The 18,392-nt window shown below is 45.4% G+C and carries 13 protein-coding genes; 5 read left to right on the top strand and 8 right to left on the bottom strand.

Going from position 1 to position 18,392, the window contains the following annotated elements; all coding sequences use genetic code 11:
• Positions 1 to 132 precede the first annotated feature (132 nt).
• The 3 genes from gltB to MHH46_RS05080 form a co-directional block, all read right to left on the bottom strand.
• Complete coding sequence (gene gltB / locus MHH46_RS05090) at positions 133 to 4,728, bottom strand: glutamate synthase large subunit (protein ID WP_076194209.1); 4,596 nt, start codon at positions 4,726 to 4,728, stop codon at positions 133 to 135.
• A gap of 376 nt (positions 4,729 to 5,104) precedes the next feature.
• Positions 5,105 to 7,459, bottom strand: a complete 2,355-nt coding sequence (locus MHH46_RS05085) for a YhgE/Pip domain-containing protein (protein WP_076194207.1) — start codon at positions 7,457 to 7,459, stop codon at positions 5,105 to 5,107.
• A gap of 212 nt (positions 7,460 to 7,671) precedes the next feature.
• Positions 7,672 to 8,247, bottom strand: a complete 576-nt coding sequence (locus MHH46_RS05080) for a TetR/AcrR family transcriptional regulator (protein WP_076129243.1) — start codon at positions 8,245 to 8,247, stop codon at positions 7,672 to 7,674.
• Positions 8,248 to 8,512: 265 nt separating this feature from the next.
• Here MHH46_RS05080 and MHH46_RS05075 point away from each other — a divergent pair, with 265 nt between their 5' ends.
• Positions 8,513 to 9,700 (top strand): MGDG synthase family glycosyltransferase, encoded by a 1,188-nt coding sequence (locus MHH46_RS05075; protein ID WP_076129244.1) that lies wholly within the window; start codon positions 8,513 to 8,515, stop codon positions 9,698 to 9,700.
• 66 nt (positions 9,701 to 9,766) lie between these two features.
• On the opposite strand, the gene MHH46_RS05070 is transcribed toward MHH46_RS05075, so the two are convergent.
• From MHH46_RS05070 to thpR, 3 genes are all read right to left on the bottom strand, one after another.
• Positions 9,767 to 10,450 (bottom strand): metal-dependent hydrolase, encoded by a 684-nt coding sequence (locus MHH46_RS05070; protein WP_076129245.1) that lies wholly within the window; start codon positions 10,448 to 10,450, stop codon positions 9,767 to 9,769.
• Between the two features lie 74 nt (positions 10,451 to 10,524).
• Entirely contained in the window at positions 10,525 to 11,451 is a 927-nt protein-coding gene (locus tag MHH46_RS05065) for a cell wall hydrolase (protein WP_076137184.1), read from the bottom strand.
• Between the two features lie 77 nt (positions 11,452 to 11,528).
• A complete protein-coding gene (gene thpR / locus MHH46_RS05060) occupies positions 11,529 to 12,131 on the bottom strand; it encodes an RNA 2',3'-cyclic phosphodiesterase (RefSeq protein WP_076194205.1) in 603 nt (200 codons plus the stop codon).
• 89 nt (positions 12,132 to 12,220) lie between these two features.
• On the opposite strand from thpR, the gene MHH46_RS05055 reads away from it, so the two are divergent.
• Entirely contained in the window at positions 12,221 to 13,177 is a 957-nt protein-coding gene (locus MHH46_RS05055; RefSeq protein ID WP_076194202.1) for a D-2-hydroxyacid dehydrogenase, read from the top strand.
• Positions 13,178 to 13,255: 78 nt separating this feature from the next.
• Positions 13,256 to 13,771 (top strand): GrpB family protein, encoded by a 516-nt coding sequence (locus tag MHH46_RS05050; RefSeq protein ID WP_076129249.1) that lies wholly within the window; start codon positions 13,256 to 13,258, stop codon positions 13,769 to 13,771.
• Between the two features lie 75 nt (positions 13,772 to 13,846).
• On the opposite strand, the gene MHH46_RS05045 is transcribed toward MHH46_RS05050, so the two are convergent.
• Positions 13,847 to 15,256: a deoxyguanosinetriphosphate triphosphohydrolase family protein gene (locus MHH46_RS05045; RefSeq protein ID WP_076129250.1), complete on the bottom strand. Its 1,410-nt coding sequence runs from the start codon at positions 15,254 to 15,256 to the stop codon at positions 13,847 to 13,849.
• Positions 15,257 to 15,535: 279 nt separating this feature from the next.
• Between MHH46_RS05045 and MHH46_RS05040 the strand changes: the two genes are divergently transcribed.
• Together MHH46_RS05040 and MHH46_RS05035 are read left to right on the top strand one after the other, a co-directional pair.
• Positions 15,536 to 16,285, top strand: a complete 750-nt coding sequence (locus MHH46_RS05040; RefSeq protein WP_076129284.1) for a polysaccharide deacetylase family protein — start codon at positions 15,536 to 15,538, stop codon at positions 16,283 to 16,285.
• 66 nt (positions 16,286 to 16,351) lie between these two features.
• Positions 16,352 to 17,338, top strand: coding sequence for a helix-turn-helix transcriptional regulator (locus tag MHH46_RS05035; protein WP_076129251.1), 987 nt, complete (start codon positions 16,352 to 16,354; stop codon positions 17,336 to 17,338).
• A 380-nt stretch (positions 17,339 to 17,718) separates the two neighbouring features.
• Here the strand turns inward: MHH46_RS05035 and modB are convergent, their stop codons facing one another.
• Positions 17,719 to 18,375, bottom strand: coding sequence for a molybdate ABC transporter permease subunit (modB, locus tag MHH46_RS05030; RefSeq protein WP_172628881.1), 657 nt, complete (start codon positions 18,373 to 18,375; stop codon positions 17,719 to 17,721).
• Between the last annotated feature and the right edge of the window lie 17 nt (positions 18,376 to 18,392).

Genomic DNA, 18,392 nt, shown 5'->3' with positions numbered 1-18,392 from the left:
ATATACCCTTTTTTCCGAAAATCACTAGAGGATAAGAGTCTGCCAGTTAAAAAAGGAACCTGACTTCTCCGGTATTAGGAAGAGTCAGGTCCCCTTATTCATTTAGTTCCTATTTCATTCAAGTACAACAGTTTAACCGCCAACACGGGCAAGCTCGCGCATATTTGCTTCAAATGCAGCCATCAACGCAGCTTCTCCGGTCAATCCGGTTTGTTCTACCTTGCGAATTTGCTCCATCATCCGTTTGTAATCCTTCGGAATGACACGAACGAAGTTCGGCAAGCTATCTGCCCATTGATTCAGTACCCGTGCGCCAGCCGCACTACCTGTAAGCTCGGTATGGCGGATAATCAGCTCACGCAGCTCTTCGATCTCCTCAGACTCTTCCACTCTCTCGAGTAGTACCATTTCGAGATTGCAGCGGCCGATGAAGGTTCTATCTGGGTCGTAGACATAAGCGATGCCGCCTGACATCCCTGCCGCAAAGTTACGGCCAGTTTCACCAAGGACAACCACTCGGCCTCCAGTCATGTATTCACAGCCGTGGTCACCCACGCCTTCTACAACAACCTTCGCTCCGGAGTTACGGACGGCAAAACGTTCACCAGCGATACCGTTAATATAAGCTTCTCCACCTGTTGCACCGTAGAATGCAGTATTTCCGATAATGATATTGTCCTCAGCAGCAAAGGTAGCTTTCGGAGATGGCTTGATAATAATCTTACCACCCGACAATCCTTTACCTACATAGTCATTGGAATCTCCTTCCACCGTAAGCGTGATTCCCTTAGGCACGAATGCACCCAAGCTTTGACCAGCAGAACCGGTGAAATGAAGCCGAATCGTATCATCCGGCAAACCTGCGGCCCCATACTTGCGGGTCAGCTCGCTGCCAAGGATAGTTCCGACGGCACGATTAACGTTCGTGATTGGCAGTGATGCCTCAACAGCCGTACCTGATTCCAGTGCAGGTGCTGCCAGGTCGAGCAGCTGCGAAACATCCAGTGTCTCTTCCAGACCATGATTCTGGTATTTACTGCGGAAGCGTGTGCTTCCTTCCGGTAATTCCGGTGTATGCAGCAGGCTGCTCAAATCTATGCCTTTCTTCTTCCAATGCTTCGACGCCTGAGTTGCGTCTAGACAATCGGTACGGCCTACCATTTCTTCAATTGTACGGAAGCCGAGACTTGCCATAATTTCACGTAGATCCTGTGCCACGAAGGTCATAAAGTTAACTACATGCTGCGGATCACCGGTAAAATTCTTACGAAGATCCGGATTCTGTGTAGCTACACCAACCGGACAAGTATCCATTTGGCAGACACGCATCATTATACAGCCAACAGATACTAGCGGAGCAGTGGCAAAACCATACTCTTCGGCCCCAAGCAATACAGCTACAGCCAAATCGCGGCCGCTTAGCATTTTACCATCTGTTTCCAGAACTACACGGTCACGCAGATTGTTGAGCATCAATGTCTGATGGGTTTCAGCCAAGCCAAGCTCCCACGGAAGACCCGCATGACGAATGGAGTTCATCGGCGATGCCCCTGTACCTCCATCATAGCCACTAACCAAGATAATATCAGCGCGCCCTTTGGCTACACCCGCAGCAATCGTACCCACTCCAACTTCCGATACGAGCTTAACATTAATGTTTGCACGTGGATTTGCATTTTTCAGATCATAGATCAGCTCTGCCAAATCCTCGATAGAGTAAATATCATGATGCGGTGGAGGTGAGATCAGACCCACACCTGCTGTTGAGCCACGTACTTCAGCGACCCAAGGATAAACTTTACGTCCCGGAAGCTGTCCACCTTCCCCTGGTTTAGCGCCCTGAGCCATTTTAATCTGGATCTCATCAGCGTTAACTAGGTAGTTCGAGGTAACACCAAAACGTCCAGAAGCTACTTGTTTAATCGCACTGCGACGTGAATCACCATTGCTATCCGGAATATAGCGGGCTGGATCTTCGCCGCCTTCACCTGTATTACTCTTGCCACCGATCCGGTTCATCGCAATGGCCAATGTCTCATGTGCTTCCTTACTAATGGAACCAAAGGACATTGCACCCGTCTTAAAACGTTTCATAATGGACGATGCAGATTCTACTTCTTCCAGTGGAATCGGTTCATAGGCTGACTTGAATTGCAACAAGGAACGAAGCGTCAATTGCTTCTCGCTTTCTCCTTGAACAAGGGCAGCATATTTCTTGTACATATCATAATTCCCGCTACGCACAGAGTGCTGAAGCAGATGAATCGTCTGTGGATTGAATAGATGCTCTTCCCCATCATTACGCCATTGATAATCGCCACCGGAGTCAAGCACCTTATCATTTCCGTCTTTTTCTGTAAAAGCACGGTTATGATGGATAAGCGCCTCAGTTGCCACTTCCTCCAGGCCAATCCCCCCAATGCGGGAAGGTGTCCAAGTAAAGTAACGATCCACGAACTCAGAGTTCAGACCCACAGCTTCAAAAATCTGCGCACCGCGGTAAGATTGAATCGTCGAAATTCCCATTTTGGAAAGAATCTTAACTACGCTCTTAGTCGCAGCTTTAATATAGTTCTTCACTGCTTTTTCATGCGAGATTCCCCGCAATAAGCCTTGGCCGATCATGTCATCCAAGCTTTCAAAAGCCAGATAAGGGTTTACTGCACTCACACCATAACCGAGCAGCAACGCATAATGATGGACTTCACGTGGTTCACCGGATTCCAGCAAAATACTAACCTTCGTCCGTGTTCCTTGGCGGATCAAATGGTGATGCAGACTCGATACCGCAAGCAGAGCTGGAATCGCAGCATTCTCACTGTCCACACCGCGGTCAGTCAGAATCAGAATGTTATGCCCTTTAGCCATAACACGGTCAGCAGCCTCGTTCATGCGCTCAAGCGCGATGCGTAATCCTTCTGACCCAAGCTCAGCCGGGAAAAGAATTGGAATAGACATCGATTTGAAGCCTGCACGGCGAACATGGCGAATCTTAGCAAAATCTTCGTTCGAAAGAATTGGCGTTTGCAGCGAGATCTGGCGGCAGCTTTCCGGTTCCGGTTTAAGCAAATTACGCTCTGGTCCAATCGTAGTCGTTGTGGATGTAACCAGCTCTTCACGAATGGCATCGATGGGTGGATTCGTTACCTGAGCAAACATTTGTTTGAAATAGTTATAGAGACGTTGCGGGCGGTCCGAAAATACGGCGAGTGGAGCATCATAACCCATGGAACCGACAGCTTCAGCACCAGTAGATGCCATTGGCTCAAGCACCTTGCGCAAGTCTTCAAAAGTATAGCCGAAAGCCTGCTGTAGCTGTTGTACATTGTCATGCTTAGGATTTGGCAGTTCAGGTGCATCCGGAAGCTCATCAAGACTGATCAAATGCTCATCCAGCCACTGGCGATAAGGCTTCTCAGAGGCGATAGCCGATTTAACTTCCTCATCAGAGATAATGCGGCCTTCCTTCGTATCCACGAGCAGCATGCGGCCAGGTTTCAGGCGGTCTTTATATAAGATGTCCTCTGCTGGAATGTCCAGTACACCGGCTTCTGAGGATAAAATAATCATATCGTCTTTCGTTACATAATAACGAGCAGGACGCAGGCCGTTACGGTCCAGAATAGCGCCGATTTGTATCCCATCGGTAAAGCCCATTGCAGCAGGCCCGTCCCATGGCTCCATTAGAGTACTGTGGTATTCATAAAATGCTTTTTTATCAGCATCCATACTATCATGATTGCTCCATGGTTCAGGAACCATCATCATGGCTACCTGTGGCAGGGAGCGTCCGCTCAAATAGAGAAACTCAAAGGTGTTATCGAACATTGCAGTGTCCGATCCATCCGGGTTAATAACAGGCTTGATCTTGTTCAGATCTTCACCAAACACTTCGCTCTTAAACAATGACTGGCGCGCATGCATCCAGTTCACATTACCACGCAAGGTGTTGATCTCACCGTTGTGGATCATAAAGCGGTAGGGATGCGCACGTTCCCAGCTTGGGAAGGTGTTCGTGCTGAAACGGGAGTGAACTAACGCGATCGCTGATTCCAGCTCTTCGTTCTGCAAATCCAGGTAGAATTGTCCGACTTGTTCTGTAGTCAGCATGCCTTTGTATACAATCTTACGGCACGACAAGCTTGGAATATAGAAGGATTCATCCTCTTCTGCACCACCGTAACGAATGGCAAGCTCTGCACGTTTGCGGATTACATAAAGCTTACGTTCAAAAGACAACTCATTCGTGACCGAAGCCGAGCGGCCGATAAATACTTGACGCACAAAAGGCTTAGCAGCTTTCGCTGTCTTGCCAAGCATTTCATCATAGGTAGGCACATCACGATAGCCGAGTACTATTTGACCTTCTTCAGCAATAATATTGCTTAAGAGAGCTTCATGCTGCGCCCGAACTTCTTCGTTATGAGATAAAAAGATCATGCCCACGCCATAATGGCCTTGTTCCGGCAAAGCAAAGCCTAGCTTCTGAGCTTCGCTTGCAAAGAAACGGTGCGGAATTTGAAGCATGATACCTGCTCCGTCACCAGAGTTGGGTTCGCTACCTTGGCCTCCCCGATGCTCCATATTAAAGAGCATTGTCAAAGCATTACTTACGATATTGTGAGACGGTGTGCCTTTAATATGAGCTACAAATCCCATGCCGCAAGCATCTTTTTCGAACTGGGGATCATACAGGCCCTGTTTTACGGGCAGTTCAGTGTGTTTCATCGAACGCAACCTTTCTATTATAAAGTATGCAATGTGTTAGGAAAATTTTTCACATGAAAATCTTAATAATTATTCAATCCAGATTAGTGCTATTATTTTATCACCGAGGTATCATCAGCGCAATTTAAACTTTTTTATGATGCTGATTAACAATTGTTTTTGCATCACAGCTTTAGCGAGTAAAAGTTTAAAAAAACTTCATGTTGCATAATTATACATAAATAACGCATAAGTGCATATGCAATGAAAGCGTTACAAGATTTTTCACTCCTTCTAATATGTTTGCAAGAAAAAGGGTTTTTATGATTTTAAATCAAAAAAAGCGTCTCCCAGAGGAGACGCTTTTTTATACTTTTTTTTCAAAAAATTTATCAGTTTATACAGTCAAAACTTGTTCACTATTCACTCCAACTTCATTCTCACGGCTACGTGTCATGAAGTAAGCGAAGGTAAGAGCAAGGAATCCAAGACCAAAGATTGCCAGGATACCTACATCTCCCCACATTGCACTGAAATCACCTGTAGAAATTACTGCTTTGAGACCACTAACTGTGTAAGTCATTGGAAGCAGTGGATTAAAGAATTTCATCCAGTCAGGGATCAATTCAAGTGGGAATGTTCCGGCACTAGTTGTTAATTGGAAAATCAGAATAACGATAACAACGAAACGTCCCGGTTGATCCATCCAAGTAACAATCGCTTGAACTACCCATGTGTAAACTAAGCTTGTTAAGAATGTAAATACGAAGAATAGCGGTTTACTTTGTACTTCCAGTCCAAGTCCGTACAATACAACCACAGCAGCCAGCATAGACTGGATGAAGCTCATGATTGTGAAGGTAAGCGTACGGCTGATGAAACGGTTCATACGGCTAGCACCAAGGACAGCCGAATCACGCATTGGAATAACAATTGTTGAAATCAAAGCACCTACAAACAATCCAAGGGATAGGAAGTAAGGAGCAAAACCTGTACCATAGTTCGGAACATGATTCACAACTTTATCCTCAACCACAACTGGTTGTGCGAACATTTCCATCATTGCATCTGTTTTGTTCACACTGCCTGTTTTTTCAGCAGCATCGCCAAGCTTAGTTGCCAGTTCTGTTGATCCAGATTTCAGATCATCCATACCATCTTTCAGCTCGCCTGCGCCATCAGCCAGTTTTTTCGAACCATCTGCTACCGCACTGATACCGGAACCTAGTTCGCCTACACCGCTAAGTAGTTTTGAGGTACCATCACCAAGTGCTTTACCGCCTTCAGCCAGCTTGCTGCCTCCAGCTGCAGCTTCTTTAAGCTTCGCACCAAATTGTTGCATTCCTGCATTCAGCTTATCGCCACCAGCTACAAGTGCAGATGCGCCTTGTGCCAGTTTTTGTTGTCCTGTCAACAGCTGTGTGCTACCAGCATTTAATTGCTTAGCTCCATCATGCAACTGAGTTACACCAGCAGCTACCTGCTGTGACCCCGAGTGCAGTTGAGTTGCACCTTGTGCCAGTTGCTCTTGCCCACTGTGGAGTGCAGTAGCACCCTGTGCCAGCTGCTCTTGGCTTTGTTGCAGTTGCTCACTGCCTTGTGCCACGGCTGCACTAGCTGCCAGCAGCTTCTGTACCGCTGGATTTTGTGCCAGCTCAGGACTAGCCTGTGCCAATTGCTCCAATCCTTGAGCTACCGCTTTAGCACCCTCAGTTACCTTCGTGCTGCCTGCGGCGGAAGCTTGCAAACCCGCTTCCAGTTTCGCGCTGCCATCTACGGAAGAAGTTAAGCCCGCTTCCAGCTTCGCGCTGCCATCAACTAAAGATTGTGTTCCTGCTTGTAGTTTAGAAGTACCATCCACAGCAGACTGTGTTCCCGCCTGAAGCTGTGTAGCACCTGTTACAGCTTGTTTCAAGCCGTCACTAAGCTGTTTACTGCCGGCAGAACTTTGGGCAACACCGTCTTGAAGTTGCGTATGTGCAGTAGACAATTGTTGCAATCCGCTTGCCAACGTGGTTGATCCTGTTTTAAGCGCCGTAGCACCTGCATTCAAATCAGTCACGCCTTGTGTAAGGGGTTCTACACCATTTTGAAGTTTACCTGTACCATCTGTCAGTACAAGTAGATTATCTTTCAGCTTCAAGGCTCCGTCATCTAGCTTACCAGCGCCATCAGCGATCTTGGAAGCACCATCTCCGGCTTCGCCCAATCCATCAGATACTTCTGTAATCTGATTGAATACAGACTCCACATAAGCTTCTGTTACTTTAGCAGATACTTTATTTTTAATTTCTGCTACAGCCGTACCACCGATCTGACCAGCCAAGAAGTTATAACCTTCATTTGGCTCATAAATAATTTTTGCCGGCTGTGGTTCATCATCCATAAGAGTAGTAGCTTTGGCAGAAAAGTCTTCCGGAACAATGATCGACATATAATAAGTATTGTCCTTCATTCCTGCTTCCGCTTCTTCAAGGGAAACGAAGTTCCACTGGAAGCCGTCGGTTACCTTCAACTCTTCTATAAGATCATTACCGGCTTGTAGTTGCTTGCCTTCATAATTAGCGCCGACATCCTGGTTGACCACAGCAACCGGAAGTTCATTCATCTTGCCATACGGATCCCAGAATGCCTTCAGGAAGAATCCGCTGTACATCACCGGAATAAATAGGATAGCAATCATTGGAATCAGCACCTTCGGATTTCTAAGGGCTGCGCCAAGATCCTTGGTAAATACGGATAATGATTTCATTCTGGTTCTCTCCTTATGAGCTTATGCTCTCTTTAAAATGCTTTGTTTGCGAAATATTACGTAACACTAAGTGACTGTTTTCCCCATTCGGTCAATTCAGGGTATAAAAAAATGCCTTGCGGCTCTTCTTCAATGCCTAATCATCTTGAGAATTGTTAAGGGAAAGCGAATCGAGTGATGCTGAGAACGCCATCCCTATCCTGAATCAACCCTTACTGTGCCAATCCTTCGGCGAGAAACAAATGAAAATACATCTTGATCTGTTCCTTGTCCAAGGGAGTATGTGTTTTATTCAGTTCAGCAGTCAATACAATATATAATCTGAACATGACTACCGAGACGATTTTGGGATCGCAAGGTTTGATTTCTCCCTGTTGGAGCGCTTGTTGCACCTCCCGTTCTAAATATTCTAAAACTACGTTCTCGATCTTCTCGAGTCCTTCTCCAGCCTGCGGCGTACCGAATTCGCGATTCTCCTGGGAAAGTTTTATGAATAGCTCCTGCTCACTTCGAAACTCAAGCAGAGCATCCAGCACACGATGCAAGTTATCAAAGAAAGGTCTGTCTCGCCTGATCTCCCGTTCAGCTATCGTCTTCATTTCCATCATCATATCGCGCAGGATCTCGTCAAACAATTGCTCTTTGTTTGTAAAAAAGGTGTAGATGGTTCCCTTACCGACATTTGCAATCTTAGCAACCTGATCCATTGTAGTTGCCTTATAGCCAAATAATGAAAAAGATTTCGCTGCGGCCTGAAGCACCTGCTGTCTTCGATCCACCACTGCCACCTGTGCACACTTCCTTTCTCCAGAAAATATCGTTCCCGCTGACTTCTGACCACTTTACTAATCCGGTCAATTGGTCATTCACTACTTTATCATGTTGTTTTCTAGTTTGCAATACTTTGGGCGAACCTTTTATTTTTTTATTTATTGCAGGGTTTTAACTTTCTATTTACGTCTTACTTGTATAATGTGAGTATAGTATAGATTTCCTAGTATAATTAGAAGAAGGAAAGCATTTCTATAGAAAAGGAAAGTAGCAGGTGAACTTATGCGAAAGAAAAGAGTACTGCTGTTTTCGGAAGGCTTCGGTACGGGCCACACAGGAGCAGCCTATGCTCTGGCCGAAGGAATAAAGCTGCTGAATCCGGATGTCCAGTGCCGAGTCATCGAGCTGGGGAAATTTCTTAACCCGACGGTCGCCCCTTGGATTCTTTCCGCTTACCGCAAAACAGTTAGCAGCCAGCCTAAGCTGGTCGGCATGATGTATAAGACACAATATCATAAATCATTGAACCCGTTGACTAAAATGGCGCTTCACCGGATTTTTTATACACATGCTTCACAGGTGATCGAACAGCTAAAGCCTGATTTGATTATCTGCACTCATCCCATTCCGGCTGCGGTCATTTCCAGACTAAAGCGTCGTGGATTAAATGTGCCTCTGTATACATTAATTACAGATTATGATGCACATGGGAGCTGGGTAAATTCCGAGGTCAATCGTTATCTCGTATCTACCCCACGCGTCAAATCCATTCTGACAGGCCGTGGGATCGCTCCAGAGCTAGTAACCGTCACTGGCATCCCAGTGCATCCAAAGTTCTGGGAACGCTCCAACAAGACGCTGCTGCGCAAGGAACTGGGATTGGCTGATATCCCAACCGTACTCATTATGGGTGGAGGCTGGGGGTTAATGTTCGGCAAAGAGATTATGCATTCCCTCACCGCCAGAATGGATGATATTCAGCTCGTGTTCTGTATGGGCAGCAATGAGAAGCTAATCGCCAAAATGAAGTCCAATCCACTGCTTAATCATCCCAATGTTAAAATTCTGGGATATAGCAGTGAAATCAATAAATTGATGGATGCCTCAGACCTGCTGATCACGAAGCCTGGAGGGATGACCTGCACAGAAGGTCAGGCCAAAGGAATTCCGATGCTTTTCTATAAAGCTATTCCAGGTCAGGAAGAGAAAAACTGCCAATATTTCGTAGAGCTTGGGCTGGCAGAGGTGCTCGACTCGGAAGTAGTGAACAAATGGTTCACTATGATGCTTCGTGAATATTCAGTTCTGGAAGAGCAACGCAGACGACGTCTCGCTCCAGATAAACATCAACCGCAAAGCTGTGCGACTACTGTTCTGAAGATGTTAGGTAACCCCGTAAGCGAGGCAACTGAAATCAGAGGCTCTAGAGCGCAAGCACGTAATGAAGAACCTGTATGTATTACACCTTAAAGAATAAGCAGGTAGTCAGGGAATTTCCCCCGGCTACCTGCTTTTTTTAATATAAATCGGGTTGGTTTAAATTTCTACACTCTCACCAGCTTTAAGCGGGAAACCTTCTACTCCCTCTTGGTGCAGGCGATCGCAGAAATCAGCACCATCCTGAGCAATATCCGGAAATGTATTGTAATGTAGCGGGATCACCTTATCCGCCCGCAGCCAGCGTGCGGCCAGCAAGGCGTCATCCGGTCCCATGGTTAGCATATCGCCTATAGGCAGAGCTGCCAGGGCAATCGCATTCCTTTCTCCAATGAGGCGCAGATCGCTGAATAGCGCGGTATCCCCCGCATGGAAAATCGTCTTGCCCTCAATCGTCAACAAAATCCCCGCGGGTTGTCCAGCATAAATCCAAGAGTCGCCCTCCTGAATGGATGAGGAATGAAATGCCTGCGTAAATTTCACAGTCATCCCGGCATAGGTATGACTACCACCTATATTCATGTGCTTTACTTGTGCACCCTTCATCCGGCAATATTCGGCAAGCTCAAACACCGCAAAGATCGGACAATCATTCTGCTTGGCAATTTCGACAGCATCTCCAAAATGGTCAGAGTGGCCGTGAGTAAGCAGAACGGCATCAACTGAAATATTGGCAGGTGAAATACCGGAGTTCGGATTGCCTGACAAAAAAGGGTCAATAATAACCTTCACGTTCTCCGTCTCTACCAGCAGAGCTGAATGTCCATAATAAGTGATTTTCATGGTTATCTTCCACCTCCAGATTCATATAGTTTAGTTTACCCTATATAGCGCTGAGGTTCACAGATCCACCAAATTTATTTATAAAAAGTATGATTGCCAATGGTTTTAACATAAGTCTGTGTATGATGTACGGTCAGATCCTGTGCAAGTTTTAGCGACAAGAAAAAGTAAGTATTATCGGGAACTTCCTTTACTCCGGAGAGTGCAGCATTCACCGCTTTAATACTATCATCGTTAGGCTTCACACGGTTAAGACGCCCGTTAGCTACAGGGCTGAACTGGCTCTTCTGATAAATAACCTTATATATCGTGTCGGGGAAATTGGCTGACCGCAGCCTATTCAGAACAACGTTGGCAACTGCCACCTTGCCCTTGTACGGTTCACCTTCCGCCTCTGCCATTACAATTTTTTGTAGCAGAAGCAGTTCTTCTTCGGATACAGCGTAGCGCCGGGTTGCTTTACTTTGCTGCTCCTGGCTTAATAGCTCTGTCCGAGAGAAGTACAATGTTGTGAGGGGATGTTTCTGAGAAGCCGAGACTGTCTTCGCTGTCGCCTGACTACTCTTTGTTGCTGTTTCCGCCAATTGCGACGCTTTTTGCGCAGCTGGCTTGGATTGTACTACATCAGCCTTCACCCGAATAATGGAAACGTTCGATGTGTTTTTTGTGTTTTTTTGTTTTAATTTTTTTACACTAAGCCATTCCACACCCTTCGCCGGTTTCCAAGCGGAACTTAAAAGACTGAATGTGTTATTAAGCTTATTGGCTTGTGTAACTTCTGTAATGCCCCTCGTAATGCTACTCGTTATACTAGACTTCGATTCATCTTGCAAAAGAGAAAGTACGGATGCACGGCTAGTGGATTGCAACTTATCCATCTGCACCCTGTCCATCTTCCCTTCCGCAACTTGTTCGGGTTGCAATAAGCTTATGGCAGAGAAACACACTAGTATAACGCCAACGAGCAACGCAATATAGCGGTTTTGTTTAAAAATTAACATGATATTCCTCCTATTTCACGGCACATTCCTATTGTATGTAACCGAAAACGGAAGCTTTGAAAACTTTATTATCGATTTTAAACTGTAAACTTTTCAATAATTTCATACATAGGAATGGCATACATTCTGGTAGCATACAACACAAAACTATCAATCGTCCAGTCTCTCTGATAGTTTTTTAGGTTCCAATCATCATCCAATTTCAGTAAATTTTCCAGCAATTTATCATCATATGAATTTTTTCCCCGGTACTTTCGAGCCACGGTAAGATGCGGTTTATAGGCCCTGGATTCGCCTGAAAAACCTAGTGGAAACGTCGCTGAATGCACTCTGGCAGCTAATTGATTTAATGCCTCTATTTCGCCGGAAACCCCTATCCACAGGACTCTTGGGGAAGCTGGAAGACCAAATGTGTCCCATTTGTCCAAAGAGAGATTGAAGGGTCTGCCTTGCCCCGCAGTCTTCCTCAAGGATTTCACTAAATCTGGAATTTTGGCCTTTGGGGTATCTCCTAAAAATTGCAGGGTAATATGATAATCTTGCGGATTTGTCCATTTAGCAAAATCAAAATTTTCAGATAGCTTTGAACATGCCTGCGCCACTATTTCTTGCAGCTCAGAAGGTAATTTCACAGCTAAAAAAAGTCGTTCTGATTCGTTCTCTGATGCTTTAGCATCCATGGTCAATTTCACCTTCTCCAATAGATTTGGTATTCTTAACCTATAACATGATCCATATCCATTAAACCACAAAGTAGGAGGAACACATCATGACTAAGTCTATAGTATGTCTACAACCACTTACATCTCAGCAGCAGGAAAGGATCAAAGCGGCTGCCCCAGGCTATACATTTACACAAGGAGACGCAAAAAATCCGGATTTGCAGCTGCTTGCAGAAGCAGAAATTGTAATTGGCTGGGCAAAAGGTATTTCGGATACACTCCTTCGCCCCGAGTCCTCCCTTCGCTGGGTTCAGTCCTGGTCTGCTGGTATTGAGAAGCTTCCTCTCGATCGTCTTAAGCAACAAGGAATCCTGCTCACCAGTGGGAGCGGGGTTCATGCCGAACCTATTTCTGCGGTAATCTTCGGATTCATACTTCTCTTCACCCGTAATTTGCATACAGCTGTACGCAATCAGCAGAACCGTATTTGGAAATCTGATGGCAGTGAAAGCGAGCTGTTCGGTAAAACAGCCGTAATAGCTGGAACTGGAGCGATCGGCAGTGAAACCGCCAGAATTGCTAAAGCCTTCCGGATGAAGACTATCGGTGTCAGCCGTTCCGGTAAGCCAGTCGCAGACTTTGATCAAATCTATACAACAGATCGTTTATCCGAAGCTGTAAGTCAAGGCGATTTCATCATCAATACCCTTCCTATTACCGATGAGACCAAGCATTTATTTAATGCCACCAGCTTCTCCGCGTTTAAAGAAGGCTCCTATTACATTAACATTGGCCGGGGCGCAACTACCGATACAGAGGCGCTGATCGACGCATTGAATCGCGGACAACTCCGTGGTGCTGGGTTGGATGTTTTTGAGACCGAACCCCTTCCGCAGGATCATCCGCTTTGGTCTATGGAGCAGGTTATTATCACTCCACACTCCGCTGGAATTACAGATCAATACGCTGACCGGATCGTTAATATTTTTACCCAAAATGTGAAGTCTTACTTATCATCAGGCACACCTTCTCTAAATCTTGTTGATTATGACCGGCAATATTAATAATAAGCTTTACAAAACAAGAACATCTGTTCTATAATAAGAAAATCCAAAGTTATCCATAAAGAGAGGGTTAGTGCAATGAAGGTCACGGTCACAGAATTTAACGAACAATGGAGTCTAATGTTCAACGAAGAAGCTCAGAAGATTAAAGATATCTTTGCTGATGCCCTCGTTGATATTCACCACATTGGCAGCACTTCTGTTTCCGGACTCAAAGCGAAACCAATCATAGATATAATGCCAGTAGTACGAAATATCGAAGCTGTAGATGAGTTCAACCAGCAAATGACAGCACTTGGTTATGAATGTATGGGTGAGTTCGGTATCAGTGGCAGAAGATATTTCAGAAAAGGCGGAAATAGCAGAACCCATCATGTTCATGTCTTCCAAATGGATAATAAGATAGATATCGGTCGTCATCTGGCTGTAAGAGACTACCTTCGATCATATCCGGAGGCGGTTAAACAGTACGGAGATTTAAAAGATACTCTTGCCAAACAATTCCCAGAGGATATTGGAGCTTATATAGACGGGAAAGAAGAATTTGTGGTTAAGCTTGAAAAAACTGCATATGAGTGGTATTTAAATCAATAACCCTTATAAAAATAGCCCCTGCTGTTCATTTAGATCATCCTAAATGAACAGCAGGGACTACTTGTCTAAGAGCCTCTAATCCAAATCATAAATCGAGCCGACTTTCAGTCCGTACAGCTCATTATATATTTTCTCTGCAAAAGCATCAGTCATCCCTGCGATATAATCAATCACCATATGCTCCCAAGTCCAAATCGGCTTTGCCTGCTTCTGATCTTTCTCAAAGCGCTGCAGCCAATCCGATGGAATAATGGCTTTAGAGGTCTGTGGATCCAGAAATGCTCCCCATAGTCGGCGCAAAATCCACTCACTACGTTTCTGCAGCCGCTGCACACGCAAATCACGGATCATAGTGACCCATGCGAAGCTTTTCAACACACTGACGGTCCGCAGCATATCTTCATCTTCTTTTCCTTCCTTTATAAAGGTGACCTTCTTCCAGTCTCCATCTTGGATCACTCCCAAGCTTGCGACAAAGGTACTTACCCAATAAGCCTTAACTTCACGTCGAGTGCGGGAATAGTCGTTTTCACAGGTTGGCATTTTTTCCTTCCAAACCCGAAGAAATGAACTGAGCACTTCCTCGACCTTCGCGCGAATGCCTTCCTCTTCCCAGCCCTTCCAGAAGAAATCCTCGAGCGTGGTGATTTTCTCCACGATTAACCGTTGGATATAAGAATCATGCATAAAGTGTTCATGCACTTCAATCTTTCCGGCTTTAATCCCATCCTCCAGATCATGTGCAGAATAAGCGATATCGTCACAAAGGTCCATAAGCTGAGCCTCCAACGTTTTCTTACCTGCTGGTATTCCCCACTCTTTGCGGATCTCCGAAATATATCCCCATTCGTTCAGGTACATCCCCTTCTTCAGCGAGGTGCCGGGAAAAGGATACTTATTTATGCCTAGCAGCACAGCATCCGACAGATTTAGGCCATCAATATTTTCACGCTTCTCCAGAAACATAATCAGCCGATAATTGTGGGCATTGCCTTCGAAATGCTCATAACGTTGCTTCATCTGCTCATGGATCAGCAGCCGATCCACACCCGTTGCGCCTGATTGCAGCGCAGCTTCGTTAGTTTTCTTTTCAATAAGCTGTTCCAAAATATTATCCAGCACTTCTTCCCCTTTATGTCCAAAGGGAGGATGGCCAAAATCATGAGCGATAGCTGCGCATTCCACTACCTCTGGATCGATAACAAGACCCGGATTCTCCGCCTTAGTGGTTTCCACTTCTGGATACGATCGCAGCAGACTTTTCGCCGCCTCACGGGCAATCTGCGCAACTTCAAGTGAGTGAGTCAGACGCGTACGGTAATAATCACCCGTCCCTGCTCCGAATACTTGTGATTTACCTTGTAGCCTACGGAAAGTAGGCGAATGAATCAGGCGTGAATAATCACGCTCATAAGCAGCTCTCGACGTTTCAAGGCGGGTAATCTCCGGATATTGCCGGTGTTCTCTTTTTTCAATAAGTGTCATATTCCCACCCCTAACCAAATGTCTGTATATAGTACTTCATTATAAGGCATTTTCATAACTATTTTCACATCAAAATACAAAAGCTAATTTAATTATAAACGGGCATGTCGATAACTATGTAATCATCAGAAGCCAAAATGAATCTCATAACCTGTACATGAAGGTATAGTAGAAAGAAGAAAGAGCACGAAAAAAGACTGGTTGTCTTTACAAAACTTAAACTATGAATATACCGACCCCCAAAAGGAGCACTATAAAATAAAAAAAACAGGTGAAATGATGAAAACTCGCAGCAAAATTATGATGATCACCCTTACACTCTTTTTATGCTTCACGAACTCTGCTCTAGGCAGTCCAAGCAAAAACCGCGACTACTACGAAAAAAGAGGAGACATGATTTGGGAAGTACATACTAACCAAAAAGTGATTGCATTGACGTTCGATGACGGTCCTGACCCTACTGAAACCGATCAAATCTTAAAGGTATTGAATCAATACCATGCGAAATGCACCTTTTTTGCGATAGGAAAAAGAATTGCAGCCTATCCAGAGGTAGCGAAACGAGTGATTGCTGAGGGGCATGAATTAGCTAACCATACCTACAATCACGTTTATTTTAAAAGACCTATTAATGAAGCCCAATTTGAGCAGGAGCTAAAATTGACCGAAGAAGAGATTATAAAAGTCTCCGGTAAACATAGTTCACTGTTCAGACCACCAGGCGGCATGTATGACGAGACCTTAGTAGATCTGTCTAACAATATGGGCTTGAAGCCCATATTATGGTCCTGGCATCAAGATACACGTGACTGGAATCGCCCAGGGGTATACAGTATTTCGAACAAGGTCATTCGAAATGCACGTAATGGAGACATCGTTCTGTTTCATGATCATGTGCACGGGCAGTCACAAACTAGAGAAGCGCTTAAAATTATTTTGCCCGAATTAGAAAAGAAAGGCTTTCGATTTGTCACTGTCTCTGAGTTGATCAAATTATCCAGTACACAACAGGCTGGGAAACAACAATAGCCTAATTGCACAGGACTTCAAAATAGGGTAGTCTTGTCCTAATATGAAGTTCTGGAGGCTTTTGTGATGTCCGATAATACATCCTATACGACAGAGGAAATTGCCCGCTTATTAAAAATATCAAAATTAAAAGTATATGATCTAATTAAAAAAGGGGAGCTCCCCTCCTACCGTGTAGGAAAACAAATGCGCGTGGATCAATCCGATTTGGAAGCCTACAAACAAAATACACGGAGTGGGGTGTCTACCGCTAACCCTACTACTATAATGGGCCAGACTCCACCAGCAATCCCCTTGGCCTTTTCCGGTACAAATCCAGCACAATCTCCTCACCTTAAAGCTGTAGGACACAGCTTGGTGATTACAGGTCAGGATATGTCACTGGATATTCTAGCTACCTATTTAGAACGGGCTCTGCCTACTGAACGTCCTCTTCGTTCTTATGCCGGGAGTCTAGACAGCCTGATTGCCATGTATAAAGGGGAATCGGACATTGTCAGCACACATTTACTCGACGGGGATACTGGAGAATACAACCTACCCTATATCCGTAAAATACTCGTCGGATGTTCTTATGTTGTAGTTCGCCTGCTAACCCGAAGTGCTGGTTTATACGTACAAAAAGGGAATCCCAGAGGTATTCAGGAATGGTCTCACTTAGAGCAGGATGGACTCACGCTGATCAATAGAGAACGAGGCTCAGGTGCACGCGTATTATTGGATGAACAGCTTCGATTGCATGGCATTCCAGCAGCCAGCCTATCAGGCTATATGAACGAGGAGAACAGCCATTTGGCAGTTGCCGGTAAAGTGGCCCGGGGAGAAGCTGATGTAGCCATCGGCACCGAGAAAGCCGCCAAGATTGTCGACGGCGTTGATTTTATTCCTATGATTCAGGAGTGCTACGACCTGGTGATGATAAAAAAACCGGAGCATGAGCAATGGATCGCTGCCGTGATTGATATTTTGCGTTCACCAGCCTTCCAGAGTGAGCTTGGATCCATTCACGGATATGATCTCACGGAAACTGGTACGATAATTTATGAGACTTAATGGTCGCAGACAGAAGAAGGAAGCAATCTGCAGAAGCGTTTAACTGCATTTCGTACAACTATATAACTTCGAACAACTAGCAAATTAGATATAACTGTATTTGGTACACCTATTTCTTTTGATTTACTACCTCATAGGTGATTTTTCGCGTTTTAGTTGTATAGAATACAATTAAAGTTAGAACGTTCCCTTATGCAGACCGAATAACTGTATAGAATGCAGTTAACCTCACAGACTCCATCAAAATTTGGCGGCGCTAAAAGCTGACATCAAAGTCGCCGGGTTTCCACTTGCTCAGCATCTGCTCCACCGCCCGCTTCAAACCCAAAACACCAGACAGCAACTCTCCCATAACCGGAGAATCGCTGTCTGGTGTTTTTTTAAGAACGCCGATTCACAAACATCAGCATAGCGGCTGAAATAACAATAATTGAGCATACCCACATCCACGCGAGCGTCATATTGCCTCCATCTACCGCAACATAGATCGCTGTGGGTAAGGTTTGCGTACGGCCCGGAATATTGCCAGCTACCATGATGGTAGCGCCAAACTCCCCAAGACCGCGGGCAAAGCCAAGAACATAACCGGCTGCCAGCGACCGGCCCGCAAGCGGCAGCGTGACATAGCGCAGTACCTGCAGTTCACTTGCCCCTTGTGCCCGCGCTGCATCTTCAAGATCTGCTTCTATCCCTTCGAAACCCGCCTTCACTGTGCGGTATACGAGTGGAAAAGCTACGACTACAGCGGCGATAACAGCCGCCCCCCATGTGAACAGGATCGTCTGCTCCGTCATCTGTTCATACCATCTGCCGATCCAGCTTCGTCGGCCTAAAATAACTAAAAGCACAAATCCTACGACCGTCGGCGGCAAAACGAGCGGAAGCAGCATTATAGTCTCTACCAAGCTGTGGCCGGGAAACTTCCGGCCTGCCATGGCCTTCGCAGCAGCTGTTGCCAAAATGAATACAATAATGCTGGTAATCACAGATATTTTTACGGAAAGCCATACCGGGGCGAAGAAATCAGTCCAGTTTATTTCCAACCTTATTCCAC

The organism is Paenibacillus sp. FSL H8-0175, from assembly GCF_045040615.1.
GTDB lineage: Bacteria > Bacillota > Bacilli > Paenibacillales > Paenibacillaceae > Paenibacillus_AQ > Paenibacillus_AQ odorifer.
Note: the sequence above shows the minus strand (reverse complement) of the source record. Positions and strands in the feature narration are given on the sequence as shown.

Coding starts and splice junctions, on each gene's coding strand:
- gltB (WP_076194209.1), bottom strand. CDS start 4,728: ATGAAACACACTGAACTGCCCGTAAAACAGGGCCTGTATGATCCCCAG.
- MHH46_RS05085 (WP_076194207.1), bottom strand. CDS start 7,459: ATGAAATCATTATCCGTATTTACCAAGGATCTTGGCGCAGCCCTTAGA.
- MHH46_RS05075 (WP_076129244.1), top strand. CDS start 8,513: ATGCGAAAGAAAAGAGTACTGCTGTTTTCGGAAGGCTTCGGTACGGGC.
- MHH46_RS05070 (WP_076129245.1), bottom strand. CDS start 10,450: ATGAAAATCACTTATTATGGACATTCAGCTCTGCTGGTAGAGACGGAG.
- MHH46_RS05065 (WP_076137184.1), bottom strand. CDS start 11,451: ATGTTAATTTTTAAACAAAACCGCTATATTGCGTTGCTCGTTGGCGTT.
- thpR (WP_076194205.1), bottom strand. CDS start 12,131: ATGGATGCTAAAGCATCAGAGAACGAATCAGAACGACTTTTTTTAGCT.
- MHH46_RS05055 (WP_076194202.1), top strand. CDS start 12,221: ATGACTAAGTCTATAGTATGTCTACAACCACTTACATCTCAGCAGCAG.
- MHH46_RS05050 (WP_076129249.1), top strand. CDS start 13,256: ATGAAGGTCACGGTCACAGAATTTAACGAACAATGGAGTCTAATGTTC.
- MHH46_RS05045 (WP_076129250.1), bottom strand. CDS start 15,256: ATGACACTTATTGAAAAAAGAGAACACCGGCAATATCCGGAGATTACC.
- MHH46_RS05040 (WP_076129284.1), top strand. CDS start 15,536: ATGAAAACTCGCAGCAAAATTATGATGATCACCCTTACACTCTTTTTA.
- MHH46_RS05035 (WP_076129251.1), top strand. CDS start 16,352: ATGTCCGATAATACATCCTATACGACAGAGGAAATTGCCCGCTTATTA.